Origin of the sequence: Vibrio sp. D431a, from assembly GCF_030248655.1 — a bacterium.
GTDB lineage: Bacteria > Pseudomonadota > Gammaproteobacteria > Enterobacterales > Vibrionaceae > Vibrio > Vibrio alginolyticus.
Map to the genome: position 1 here is coordinate 40,168 of NZ_JAHGAP010000007.1, position 13,118 is coordinate 53,285.

A 13,118-nucleotide genomic window follows, 5' to 3' on the forward strand; every position below is an offset into this window, starting at 1 on the left:
TGCTTTTAAGCGGTTAGTTACGATTTTTATAGCAGAAACTTGATTGTAATTGTTTGTTTTATATTTGAAAATCTTATAAATATATAGGTTTTTACTTATTACGTTCATTTTCATTGAATTACGATGAAAAACGGTAAATAATATTGTCCCGTTTACACGGGGCTTTTTTCTTTCGGAGGCACAATGCTTTACCGTCTAGCCAGAACTGGCTTTTTCCAACTCGATGCCGAGAAGGCACATGATCTTGCAATCAAGAACTTCCAACGCTTTAACGGCACACCACTTGATCTCTTTTACCGCCAACAGTTACCAACTCGTCCAGTTGAGTGTATGGGTCTAACATTCCGTAACCCTGTTGGTCTTGCGGCTGGTTTAGATAAAAACGGCGAATGTATTGAAGCATTTGATGCCATGGGCTTTGGCTTTGTCGAAGTCGGCACTGTAACGCCACGACCACAACCAGGTAATGATAAACCACGCTTATTCCGTTTAGTGGAAGCAGAAGGGATCATCAACCGCATGGGCTTTAATAACCTAGGCGTTGATAATTTGATCGAGAATGTTAAACGAGCAAAATTCAATTGTGTTCTCGGAATTAATATCGGTAAAAATAAAGATACGCCAATTGAAAAAGGGGCAGAGGACTACCTGATTTGTATGGAAAAAGTGTATGAGTATGCTGGCTATATTGCAGTAAACATCTCATCGCCAAACACTCCAGGTCTTCGTTCACTTCAATATGGTGAAGCGCTTGATGAACTGCTTTCCGAATTAAAAGCGAAACAAGCGGAGTTATCAGAGAAGTACAACAAGTATGTCCCGTTAGCATTAAAGATTGCGCCAGATTTAAGTGACGATGAAATCTGCCAAATCTGCGATTCTTTATTGAAAAACAATATAGATGGTGTGATCGCGACTAACACAACTTTGGATCGCACGATCGTAGAAGGGATGAAACACGCCAATGAGGCAGGTGGCTTGAGTGGTCGCCCTGTGCAATCACGCTCTACGGAGGTCGTACGTAAGCTTCATGAAGAGCTTGGAGACAAACTTCCAATTATCGGTGTTGGTGGTGTAGATTCCTATGTTGCAGCCAAAGAAAAGATCATGGCAGGCGCTAAACTTGTTCAAGTCTACACTGGCTTTATTTACCACGGCCCAGGTCTCGTACGTGATATTGTTAAGAATCTTTAACACATACATCAAAAACTACTGAAAAATCAGTACCTGTTACATAAAAAAGAGGACTTTGTTTCCTCTTTTTTTTTATCCGTTCGTTTGTAGAATTTAAAAATCACGAGTAGGTAATTAAGCGTCTTACCTCTTTACCACTGATTTAACTAGTCAAGAGAGAACGGAATAATGCTTAAACCCAGCGACAAATGGAATTGGTATTTTGACGAGCAAAAAGCTTGCTTAATGCTGGATCTGGGGGAGGAAATGATTTTCCAAACCAATCTATCCCGAAAATTGTTGGTTAACTGTGCCTTCTCAAACAGTGAATTTACCGTTGATGACGCCAGCGCATTTCAAACGTTTAATGAGCGCATTCGCTGTCTCGATATCAGTGAATATCGCCAAGCTGAATTAACACTGTATTGTGTTGCTGCAAAGCGTTTTCATAAACCTGTACAGCCTAAGAGCTGGTTCTTCGATGCACAGTCCTCTGATTATGAACCTCAAGAAGGGGACATGGTCTTTCTCACAAATCAATATTCTGATGGTATGTTCATCGTTCTAGAACCAGGCGAAACATCGAGCTTATGTGCTTATGTTAACCAAGAAGCCTTTGTTCTTGATGGCAATAAGGCGCTTCAATTTGGGCAGCCGATTAAAGTAATGCATGATCGCATGGCTTGTGCAAACCACCTCTTTGCAATGACCCCTATGGCAATGGTGGGTTAAAGCTGTTTAATTTTTCTTTATTTCGTTCCTTTGTTTGCCTTAATCGACCTTAGTGGGTCGATTTTTTTTGTCCTTTCCTCTGACACTCCAATCCGAAATACCATGAAACTGTTTGTTTTCTATGCATGCAAACATGAAGCTGGTCACTTTTATTTTACTTATTTCAATTTGATTACTCCTTTAATTAGGCAACCTAGCGCCTAAAACAACCCTATTTATTCCCCTATAAAGGGTATTTGTAAGTAATTTACATCAATCAATCCTAGCTGGTATATACCAAAATGAGCGTAAATAAGTATTCACTTCTTCTAAAGGAAACAAAATACGTTCATGAATGAAAAACATTCAAACTAAAGATGTTGAAAGTTTTAGATCATTTGAGTGGTGATGATTTGAACTAACGGGTGGCAAAATACCTTTAAAAACGAGGCATTGATCGTAAAGTCAGGTATAATTGAAGCCATTTTTTATCAGCGAAAGAACACTATGAATCAATATCTCGCGGTAACTTCAAATGGCATGGAAAATTTGCTTGTTGAAGAACTGACTAAACTAGGCATTGAAAATGCGAAACCAGTACAGGCAGGCGTAAAATTTAAAGCGACAAACGAACAGGTTTATCGCTGTTGTTTGTGGAGCCGTTTAGCGTCTCGATTTGTACGTGTTTTATCTGAGTTCACGTGTAACAACGACATGGACTTGTATCTATCCACTTCCACTATTAACTGGGTTAACCAATTTCATAGCTCTAAACGCTTTGTTGTGGACTTTAACGGCACAAACCGTGAGATTAGAAATAGCCAATACGGGGCTATGAAGGTCAAAGATGGCATCGTAGATTGCTTTGAGAACAAAGGCTTGCCACGTCCTAATATCAGCAAAGAACGCCCAGATATTCGTATTCACGTTCGTTTGCATAAAGATAAAGCGTTGCTTGGGGTAGACATGGTAGGTAGTGGTCTTCATCAGCGTGGTTATCGACCAGAATCGGGTCGTGCGCCATTACGTGAAACGCTTGCTTCTGCGATTATCATGCGTTGTGGCTGGGATGGGCATCAACCATTACTCGATCCAATGTGTGGTTCTGGTACTTTGCTTATTGAAGCAGCAATGATGGCAGCCAACATGGCACCTGGCGTTAAGCGCAAACAATGGGGCTTCGAAGTTTTGGAAGACTTTGAACCGGAGACCTGGGCTGAGATTAAATCAGAGGCTAATGTTCAAGCTAGACGAGGTGTCAAGAAAGTTGACGCTAAGTTTTTTGGATTCGATAACGACCCCAAAGTATTAAAAGTCGCTCAAGAAAACGCCCGCAGAGCAGGTGTTGAAGAGTTGATTGAGTTTGCGCAAGGTGATGCTGCAACTATTACTCGTCCCGCAGGATTTGAACACGGTGTTATCGTTTCAAACCCACCTTACGGTGAGCGTCTAGGAACTGAGCCGGGGCTGATTGCGCTCTATACCGCATTCGGTGGACAGCTAAAATCTGAGTTTGGCGGATGTAAAGCATCTATCTTCTCTAGCTCAGACGAGCTCTTGAGTTGCCTTCGCATGCGCGCTGATAAACAGTTTAAATTGAACAACGGTGCGTTACCGTGTCACCAAAAGAACTACAGCATTGCCGAGCGCAGCGCTGATGAAGTTAAAGGTGCAGATACTAACGTTCAAATCGCACCAGACTTCTCAAACCGTTTGAAGAAAAACATTGGCAAGATTGGCAAGTGGGCTCGTAAAGAGAAACTAGACTGCTATCGTATCTACGATGCAGACCTTCCAGAATACAACGTAGCGATCGACGTGTACGGCGATCAAATTGTGATTCAAGAGTACGCAGCACCTAAGAACATCCCTGAAGAAAAAGCCAAGCGTCGTCTAACGGACATTATCCGTGCGACGATTCAGGTGACCGGTGTCGAAGCGAACAAAGTTGTACTGAAAGTTCGTGAGAAGCAGAAAGGTCGAAGCCAGTACCAAAAATTAGGTCAGGTATCAGAGACGCTCGAAGTAAACGAGTACGGTGTGAAGCTGATCGTGAACCTTCATGACTACCTAGACACAGGCCTGTTCTTGGATCATAAGATCACTCGTCGTCGTCTTGGCGAAATGGCACAGGGTAAAGATTTCCTTAACTTGTTTGCTTACACTGGTAGTGCAACAGTGCACGCTGCAGTTGGTGGTGCGCGTTCCACTACAACTGTCGATATGTCAAACACCTACTTGAATTGGGCGAAAGACAATATGCAGCTTAATGGCTGTGTAGGGCGCCAACATAAATATGAACAAGCGGACTGTTTGCAATGGCTAGAAAACGCAAAAGGTGAGTACGACTTGATCTTTATTGACCCACCTACGTTCTCTAACTCTAAGCGTATGGAAACATCATTCGATGTACAACGTGACCACATTAAGCTAATGAAGAACCTCAAACGTTTACTGAGAAGTGAAGGCACAATCGTATTTTCAAATAACAAACGTCATTTCAAGATGGATGAAGAATCACTCGCTGAATTGGGTTTGAAGGCTCAGAATATTTCTTCTCAAACGTTACCATTAGATTTTGCGCGTAATAAACAGATTCATAACTGTTGGCTAGTAACGCACGCGTAGTATAAACAAAAGGATTAATACGTGCTGATATTGTATAGCACGGAGGGATGCCATCTTTGTGAGATGGCATTTGCTCTAGTAGACCAAGTCGGTTTGGCCGAGCAAACAGATATCATCGATATTGCGTTCGATGATGTACTATTTTCTCGTTACGGCGTCACAATACCCGTCTTAAAATATCAAGATTCTGAGTTGAACTGGCCGTTTGACTTAGAACAACTCACACATTGGTTGGATAATAATGGCATTACTTACCATTCATAACGCACAACTTGCATTTGGTGACCACCCATTGCTAGACAAAGCGGAGTTCGCTCTTCAAGAAAACGAACGCGTTTGTTTAGTTGGTCGTAACGGAGCAGGTAAGTCCACGTTAATGAAAGTGCTTGCCGGCGACATTTTGTTGGATGATGGCAAGATTCAAATAACTCAAGACGTAGTAGTTTCTCGGCTTGAACAAGATCCACCGCGCAATCAAGAGGGTACAGTTTACGAATACGTATCTGGCGGTTTGGCTGAAATCGGCGAACAATTGAAGATCTATCACGATCTTCTCGATCTTGTTGCTCAAGACCCAAGTGAGAAGAACATTAACCGTTTGGCGAAAGTTCAAGAGCAGCTTGATCATTCTAATGCTTGGCGCTTTGATGACCGTGTTAACAACGTACTTGGCGCTTTAAAACTAAGCCCAGAAACCAAACTGACCGATCTATCCGGTGGCTGGCAACGTAAAGCTGCTTTAGCTCGTGCTCTGGTTTGTGATCCTGATGTATTGCTTCTTGATGAACCAACAAACCATCTCGATGTGACAACGATCGAATGGTTAGAGAACTTCTTAAAAGACTTCAAAGGCTCGATCATCTTTATTTCTCACGACCGTGCATTCATCAAGTCGATGGCGACACGCATCGTTGACTTAGATCGCGGTCAATTAGCTTCTTTCCCTGGTAATTACGAACAGTATTTGAATGACAAAGAAGAAATGCTTCGCGTCGAAGAAATGCAAAATGCTGAGTTCGATAAGAAACTAGCTCAGGAAGAAGTGTGGATTCGTCAAGGTATTAAAGCACGTCGTACTCGTAATGAAGGCCGTGTTCGAGCCCTTAAAAAACTTCGTGAAGAGCGTCGTGACCGTCGTGAAGTTCAAGGTAAAGTTAACCTAAACATCGATGATGCTTCTCGTTCAGGTAAGATTGTATTTGAAGCAGAAAATGTATCTTTTGCTTACGAAGGCAAGACAATTGTCGACGACTTTAGCTTTAACATCATGCGTGGTGACCGTATTGCACTTATCGGACCAAATGGCTGCGGTAAGAGTACGGTACTTAAATTGCTATTAGGGCAATTGGAAGCGCAGTCTGGTCGTTTACACTGCGGAACAAAATTAGAAGTCGCGTACTTTGATCAGTACCGAGAGATTTTGGATCCAGAAAAGACAGTGATCGATAACTTAGCGGATGGGAAACAAGAAGTAATGGTTGGGGGACGTCAGCGTCATGCGCTGAGTTATCTCCAAGACTTCTTATTTGCACCTAAGCGCGCCAGAACCCCGGTTAAGGCACTTTCCGGTGGTGAGAAAAACCGATTATTGCTAGCCCGTATCTTGTTGAAACCAAACAACTTACTTATTCTTGATGAACCAACTAACGATTTGGATATCGAAACGTTGGAACTTTTAGAAGAAATGCTTGCCAATTATCAGGGTACATTATTGTTAGTGAGTCACGACCGTGAGTTCGTAGACAACACAGTAACAACCAGCTGGATTTTTGAGGGTAACGGTATAATCGAAGAGTTCGTTGGTGGTTATCATGATGCTAAACAGCAGCGTGACCAAGTTCTTGCTTCGCGCAGTCAGGTTGAAAAACCAACGAAGAAAGAGAAAGTGGTTGAGGAAACTCCCAAAACTACGCAACCTAAGAACAATTCGAAGAAGTTATCGTATAAGCTGCAAAGAGAATTAGAGGCTCTACCAGCTAAACTTGAACAATTAGAGTCGGATATCGAGAGCCTTCAGGAGCAAGTGAACGATCCAGAGTTCTTTGCTAAACCTGTAGAGCAAACTCAGCCGGTATTGGAACAGCTTGCTGCACTAGAGCAGGAGTTGGAAATCGCATTCGAGAGATGGGAAGAACTCGAAGCAATGCAACAGGATAGTTAAGAATTCAATGAATTGTAGTAATAAATTCAAATTGACCGCCATTGCAATGATGGTTGGTACCACAATGAACGCACAGGCGGCATTGTATCAAGTTGTTGAGGTTTCACCTCAGGATCATGGTTCAAACGGTGACTACCAAACGGCTTACGGGGTTGCAATTCAACAGGGCGATGCAGGTACAGATCCTTCAACAGGTTCACCTTTCGCTTTAGGCTGCTTTGATGCAGCAGCAAACTGCACGCCAGAGCAGTTTAAACTTGCAATGGAAACTCGCACTACGCCGATTTCAGCGACACAAGCCGTGGATGGGAACAGCTATCGTGAAGAAATCCCATTCGGATTAGACGCTGGCTTTTATTACATCCAAGAACTCAAAGACTTTGAGCGTTACTGTTACAACCAGCTTCGCTATTCCACCTGTGACTCATGGGCTTCAGTAAACTGGACGCCGTGGAATAAAGAACGTAGTAAAGACTTTACTTCTAATGCGTTAGCGTTCATAGAAGAAGATTCTGCTGCTTATAAAAATGAATATAACAATGTTATCAACCAGCTTACCGAGGGTGGTGCAGCTGTCGGTAATCAGAGTAAAGTTAGCACAGAAAATACTTCTACATTAGAAACACGAAATACCGTAGTTGCACCAGTAGAGCCAAATATTCTTACTGGCGATAGTGACGCAAGTGTTGTGCAAAGCCATGCTTGGAGCACAGACGGCATTTTTACTGTTGGCAGTGTTTCTCGAACAGCAAGCAATACCAATGGATCTCACCACACATCAAAAGCAGCGATTTGGGATCAAAGCGGAACCGTCAGTGAATTGGCTTGGCCTAGTGGCACATCTAAAGATGGAGAAAGGTTAGCTCAAGGGAGCATGCGTGACCTTGTCACTGATGGAACAACGGTCTATGGCGTAGGTTACAACACTTACAGTGATGATAACTACCTGAATGCGACTGTTTTTGTCGGAACTCTAGAAGCCGAAGGTAGCGTTGAAAACGCAACTTGGAAAAATAAAGTTGTTGTAGGAGCTAGACAGCGCGAAGGTGATGATACGGTTCATACAAACTCACGCTTAACCGACGTTAACTCTAATTTTGTTGCTATTGGTGAAGCGAAACGTTCGGGCGGATACTTAATGCCAACGGGCTCTGCTCCGAATCGTCTCTTTATCGTAGATGATGTTCGTAAGGATTCTATTAGCGCTTTTTACCCAACTACTGGCATTTTCTTTAGCGGTGCGGGCGGTAAGATGGGCGGTATCAACTCTTACAATGAAATCGTCGGGCAACTTGATGCGGAAACGACTCGTGAAGACGATGGCAAGCCACGTCGTAAGCGCGGTTTTATCTATCCATATAGCCTAGGTGGCGAGACTAGTGAACGTGCTGCAACATTGTTTAATGGAAAAGCTTGGTTCCTAGACAGTTTGACTAATGGCGGTGATTACTCTGAACAAAACAATCAGTTCCGTATTATCGACGCAACTGATATCAATGATGCAGGTGTGATCTCTGGTACTGCTATGAAATGTGCAGGTGGTTATAGCACAACAGCAAACAATGCGACATGTAGCTCTGAAGAGCAAATTGTAGCAGTCAAACTAGTACCTATTGCTGACGCAACTAAGGACGACATCGTATCTCGAAGCATTGACTCAACGACGACAGAGCGTCAAGGTGCAGGCCTTGGTTGGTTAGCTTTGACCATGCTTGGATTGTTTGGGTTCCGTAGAAAATAGTTAAAAATCGTCAGTAATTTTTAAATCAAGCAGAGGCTCACACATTTGAGTCTCTGCTTTTTTTATGCCTTGAGAAATTGCCTACTTTGATCGATTCTTATAAGTGGAGTCATAAAAACTCCATCAAAGTTTCACAATAACAGCTGTACGTTAGTAAATGGACCTGTATGAGGAATTAACTATGAAGAGACAAAAGCGTGATCGCCTAGAACGAGCTCAATCTCAAGGCTACAAAGCTGGATTGAATGGAAGGTCTCAAGAGGCTTGCCCATATCAACAAGTTGATGCTCGGTCGTATTGGTTAGGTGGTTGGCGTGATGCCAGAGATGAAAGACAATCTGGTCTCTACAAATAAACTCTCCACATACAAAAAGAAGGATTCGAAAGGGCTCTACGGAGCCTTTTCTACATTATAGGGACATAGGGAAGTAGGTTAACACTCGATAACAAAAAGGCTCCTAAATAGGAGCCTTAATAAATCGATTAAAATCGTGATTAGAAGCTTGAAGTGTCTTGGAACAAGCCAACTTTCAAATCTTTTGCTACGTAGATTTCTTTGCCGTCCACACATACACGACCGTCAGCCAAACCCATCACAAGCTTACGGTTTACAACGCGTTTCATGTGGATTTCGTACGTCACTTTTTTCGCTGTTGGCAGGATCTGACCTGTAAACTTCACTTCGCCAACACCCAGAGCACGACCTTTTCCTTTGCCACCAACCCAGCCAAGGAAGAAACCAACAAGTTGCCACATCGCATCAAGGCCAAGACAACCCGGCATTACTGGGTCGCCAGGGAAGTGGCAGTCAAAGAACCACAAATCTGGAGTAATATCCAATTCCGCCAAGATCAAACCTTTACCAAAATCGCCTTCAGTCTCAGACATTTTAGTAACACGATCCATCATTAGCATGTTTGGCGCAGGAAGCTGAGGGTAACCAGGCCCAAACAGTTCGCCTTGGCTAGAAGCAAGTAGATCGTCACGGTTATAAGAATCACGTTTGTTTTGCATTATCAATTACTCCAATTTTTGATAGCTGCATCTTAGTGAACACGTGTACGCTAAACAACTCCGATCAGTACTAGACAAACCAGTTTTTGATGCGCTGCACAATTCCTTCTGGATGCTCATGTCTTTCAAAGTTTTCAATACGTTCCGCTATTTTGCCAATAATGCTATCGTCTTCACCTCTAAAAGGTTTATTCATTACAATCGGAATAGCTTCATCTACGGTAGAAACGGACCAAATATGGAACTCACCATTTTTAATGCTTTCTATTACATCTTTATGTAATGCAAGGTGTTTAAGGTTTGATTTTGGCATCACAACACCTTGATTTCCTGTAAAACCTTGATGTTTACAAACCTGATAAAAACCTTCAATTTTTTCGTTCAAGCCACCAACGGCTTGCACTCGACCAAACTGATCAACAGCCCCTGTAACCGCAACTTGTTGATTAATTGGAGATTCAGATAAAGCACTTACCAAGCAACAAAGTTCTGCAAGAGATGCGCTGTCACCATCAACTTCACTATAAGACTGTTCAAATACGATGGAGGCTGAGTAAGGCAGTGGTTCATCCAGTTTCAGAGCAGAGCTCAAGAAAGCTTGCATAATCATCATGCCTTTTGCATGTAGATTGCCTCCAAGCTCAGCTTTGCGCTCAACATCGGAAACATCGCCATCACCAAAATGAATTACACAAGATATTCGTGCAGGCTCACCATAGCTGACAGGGTGCCCAGCCATATCAATAACGGTTAGGCCATTGATTTGACCAACTTGTTCCCCAGTTGTCTCAATGATGACTTGGCCATCTAAAATATCGTACACGGCACGCTGAGGAAGGTAAGATTCTCGGTAATACTTGTCGTCAATCGCTTTATCTAACGACTTGTAATCTAATGCGTGACCATCACTGAACTGGCTGGCAAGCGTTAGAAGTTGAGAGTGCCACATTACTCCTAAAGGCAGATAATGTTGATCTTCAGTAAATCTCATACCGGCTAGCAACAATCTTCTAAAACCACATTCAGTTAAGTGAGGCAGCTGATATTGAGAACATATCCAGTTCACTAAACCAAAGTAATCTGTCAAATTCTGCTCTGACAGATGAATATCTTCTTCAACTTCCGTATACATGGCAAAGCCAGAACAGAAGTCTTCATCGATGTATTCTAGCTCTGCTAACTGACTTCTTTCTCCTGTTACAATCAGTTTTACATCATAAGCTTTAGCTTGCGGTACTGAAGTAGGTAAACGAGTAGGGCTTAGGTTCAGTGGCTCGATAAGGTTTTGTTGAATTGCAGACTTTATATTTGGCCAAAGCCCTGGGTTAGCCAAAATTAGATTAGCCGGTACAATTAAGTAACCGTTATCTGCCTGTGAAATTAAACCAGGTTGGAAGGCAATATCACCACTTACATCAACACTGTAACGGTCAAATAAACGTTTGGCATCAAGTGATTCCGAAAAAACTATCGCAGCGTTAGACTGGCTCTGAAGAGCTTTACTGATGAACTCTCTATATACAGAATTATCTACGCAGTTAATGAGTAGTACTCGCGTCAATCCGGAAATTTTTGAAAAACGAGATATCGTTGCCGACATTCTCGGTTGGAGATCAGTAAAAGACTTCTTTGTTAACGAAGGTGCAGACTTTAAAAGTGCTTCGTACTGCTCAAGTGAAGGTGTTACGTCTTGCCAATTAAGTTGGTTCATTAAAATTCATCGTAATTCAATCTTGCCGACATTATAACGAAACGGACTATAACACCCTAGCACCAATTTGGTTTGCTCTCGGCATTCATCTCTCAATGAACAATACTTAGACAAATGAGTGATCAACATCGATACTTCTAAGAGTTTTATTTGCCCAAGTAAACCATCTGGGTTACGCTGTCACTAGGTTATGTTTATGGGTCGGAACAAATGAAATATCAGCAGCTTGAGAATCTAGAATGTGGGTGGAAATGGAAGTATCTCATCAAAAAATGGAAAGATGGTGAAGCGATTACCCGACATATTGATACAAGCGAAGCAGATGCAGCGGTCGCAGAACTAAAACGCCTTGAACACGAGCCTACACTTGTCTTAGCTTGGATAGAAAACCACATGTCAGAAGAGTTAGATAATAAACTCAAGCAGGCTATCCGAGCGAAACGGAAACGTCACTTCAATGCAGAGCAAGTCCATACAAAGAAGAAATCCATTGATTTAGATTACCGAGTTTGGGAAAAGCTTTCTAGTAGAGCGAATGAACTTGGTTGTACGTTATCTGACGCAATTGAATATTTGCTTTCCGAAGCGTCGAGAAGTGAAAAAGCGAGTCAAAAAGTTACCTCAATTAAAGAGGATTTGAGTAAATTGCTATCTAGCTAGGATAGGGAGTGCCAAATGTTATATGTAATCTTAATTGCAGCCATCGTGATCTTTTGGTTGATCGCAGTCGATAGGCCGGTGTTAAAAGTAAAGTTCGATAATGGCCATATTAGTAACGTAAAAGGGCATCTACCTCCTTCTTTCAAACACAACTTACAGGATATTAGTGAGCATAACCCGTTTACTGGTGAAATGAAGGTGTATAGCCAACGAACAGGAATGCGCTTAAGCTTTTCCAAAGGCATTCCCAAAAAAGTTCAACAGAGGATTCGTAACGTTTTTCCGCACCAGGGCTTCAAAGCAAACAAAGGCAAGAAGCGCGCTTAATTACATATCAGTTACTTCATCATGTTAAATGGGACGCAATGTGGCGTCCCATTTTCGTATCTACAGAAAAATTACTTATCATCGAACAATCAACAACATAAACGGACCAAAACGATGAGATACGTTGTAACTTTAATGGTATTGATCTTTGCAAGTAATTCAGTTTTTGCTGACGATTCAGAAACGAACCTGTTGGCTAAAAAGATTAAGACTAAGCTTCAAAAGAAAGTAGACAATAAGTTTGATGGCTATCAAGGTTATTGTGACGTCATGATAGAAATGGAGCACAAAAGTAAAAACGCAGTATTAAAAAGAGTAACCAGCAGTGGTGACCAAAAAGTGTGTAGGTACGTTAAGTCCAACTTGAAGAAAGGAAAACGCTATCGTTACAAATACCCCGAAAAGTACATTCGCCTCCATATAACCACAGGCTTATAATTGTTTCAGAACGCAACTGAGCTCGTGATTTTTGGCAGATTTCGTTGCGGAGCGATTAGAGCGTTTAGCTGATTTTTGCTGTTGTACGAGGCGAGTATGAAAGGCTTTTTTGTTTGGTAGCGCTTAAGTTAGTAATCGTGATGCCATTGAGTGGCAAATTCAGTGAGTTGGCCATCATCACCATACATAGATTGATTCAGGTGCTTACGGAAGGACACGCCAGTAAGTCGGGGACTAAGCGCGCATCAATTTTCAATAAGAGATTTGATTTGCTTCGTAAGCATAACCACAAACCAAACTAGCGATGGCAAGTCCACAGGAACCTCGGTTAAAGCCTCAAAAGCAAACAATGTTGTTAATCTTAGGAGGACATTTTAAAGTAGCTAAAACCGGACATTATTGCTTTGAGATCTCACTCCTTAGTGCGCATTATATGTGTTATGTTAAATTGCGTATTGCTGTACGCTAAATGTTGTCTGAGTATGCTCCTATTCCCCTGCAGATTTTAAATTTAAGGGCCTTACTGTGAGCATTAAACATAATCGTTATTTACC

General features: G+C 42.1%; 12 protein-coding genes. 10 read left to right on the forward strand and 2 right to left on the reverse strand.

What is annotated here, in order from left to right:
• Nucleotides 1–183: 183 nt before the first annotated feature.
• The 7 genes from pyrD to rmf all read left to right on the forward strand — a co-directional run bounded on the left by pyrD (nucleotide 184) and on the right by rmf (nucleotide 8,769).
• On the forward strand, nucleotides 184–1,194 hold the full coding sequence (pyrD, locus tag KJB35_RS05225) for a quinone-dependent dihydroorotate dehydrogenase (protein ID WP_017634281.1): 1,011 nt from the start codon (nucleotides 184–186) through the stop codon (nucleotides 1,192–1,194).
• 168 nt (nucleotides 1,195–1,362) lie between these two features.
• On the forward strand, nucleotides 1,363–1,905 hold the full coding sequence (locus KJB35_RS05230; protein ID WP_005377444.1) for a cell division protein ZapC: 543 nt from the start codon (nucleotides 1,363–1,365) through the stop codon (nucleotides 1,903–1,905).
• 486 nt (nucleotides 1,906–2,391) lie between these two features.
• On the forward strand, nucleotides 2,392–4,512 hold the full coding sequence (gene rlmKL, locus KJB35_RS05235; protein WP_053350765.1) for a bifunctional 23S rRNA (guanine(2069)-N(7))-methyltransferase RlmK/23S rRNA (guanine(2445)-N(2))-methyltransferase RlmL: 2,121 nt from the start codon (nucleotides 2,392–2,394) through the stop codon (nucleotides 4,510–4,512).
• A gap of 21 nt (nucleotides 4,513–4,533) precedes the next feature.
• Nucleotides 4,534–4,776 (forward strand): glutaredoxin family protein, encoded by a 243-nt coding sequence (locus KJB35_RS05240; protein ID WP_017821808.1) that lies wholly within the window; start codon nucleotides 4,534–4,536, stop codon nucleotides 4,774–4,776.
• Entirely contained in the window at nucleotides 4,754–6,673 is a 1,920-nt protein-coding gene (locus KJB35_RS05245) for an ABC transporter ATP-binding protein (protein ID WP_137282029.1), read from the forward strand. Before KJB35_RS05240 ends, KJB35_RS05245 begins: the two co-directional genes overlap by 23 nt.
• Nucleotides 6,674–6,680: 7 nt before the next feature.
• Complete coding sequence (locus KJB35_RS05250; protein WP_005390080.1) at nucleotides 6,681–8,414, forward strand: DUF3466 family protein; 1,734 nt, start codon at nucleotides 6,681–6,683, stop codon at nucleotides 8,412–8,414.
• Nucleotides 8,415–8,595: 181 nt separating this feature from the next.
• Nucleotides 8,596–8,769: a ribosome modulation factor gene (gene rmf / locus KJB35_RS05255; protein ID WP_005377453.1), complete on the forward strand. Its 174-nt coding sequence runs from the start codon at nucleotides 8,596–8,598 to the stop codon at nucleotides 8,767–8,769.
• A 140-nt stretch (nucleotides 8,770–8,909) separates the two neighbouring features.
• Here the strand turns inward: rmf and fabA are convergent, their stop codons facing one another.
• Nucleotides 8,910–9,428 carry a bifunctional 3-hydroxydecanoyl-ACP dehydratase/trans-2-decenoyl-ACP isomerase gene (fabA, locus tag KJB35_RS05260; RefSeq protein ID WP_005390081.1) on the reverse strand — a complete coding sequence of 173 codons (519 nt, stop codon included), beginning with the start codon at nucleotides 9,426–9,428 and terminating at the stop codon, nucleotides 8,910–8,912.
• 70 nt (nucleotides 9,429–9,498) lie between these two features.
• Nucleotides 9,499–11,139, reverse strand: a complete 1,641-nt coding sequence (locus KJB35_RS05265) for a Lon protease family protein (protein WP_170890639.1) — start codon at nucleotides 11,137–11,139, stop codon at nucleotides 9,499–9,501.
• Between the two features lie 210 nt (nucleotides 11,140–11,349).
• Between KJB35_RS05265 and matP the strand changes: the two genes are divergently transcribed.
• From matP to KJB35_RS05280, 3 genes are all read left to right on the forward strand, one after another.
• Nucleotides 11,350–11,799 (forward strand): macrodomain Ter protein MatP, encoded by a 450-nt coding sequence (matP, locus tag KJB35_RS05270; protein ID WP_005396497.1) that lies wholly within the window; start codon nucleotides 11,350–11,352, stop codon nucleotides 11,797–11,799.
• Between the two features lie 15 nt (nucleotides 11,800–11,814).
• Entirely contained in the window at nucleotides 11,815–12,126 is a 312-nt protein-coding gene (locus KJB35_RS05275) for a DUF3634 family protein (protein ID WP_005377468.1), read from the forward strand.
• A gap of 114 nt (nucleotides 12,127–12,240) precedes the next feature.
• Entirely contained in the window at nucleotides 12,241–12,564 is a 324-nt protein-coding gene (locus KJB35_RS05280) for a hypothetical protein (RefSeq protein ID WP_213907961.1), read from the forward strand.
• The last annotated feature ends 554 nt before the right edge of the window (nucleotides 12,565–13,118 follow it).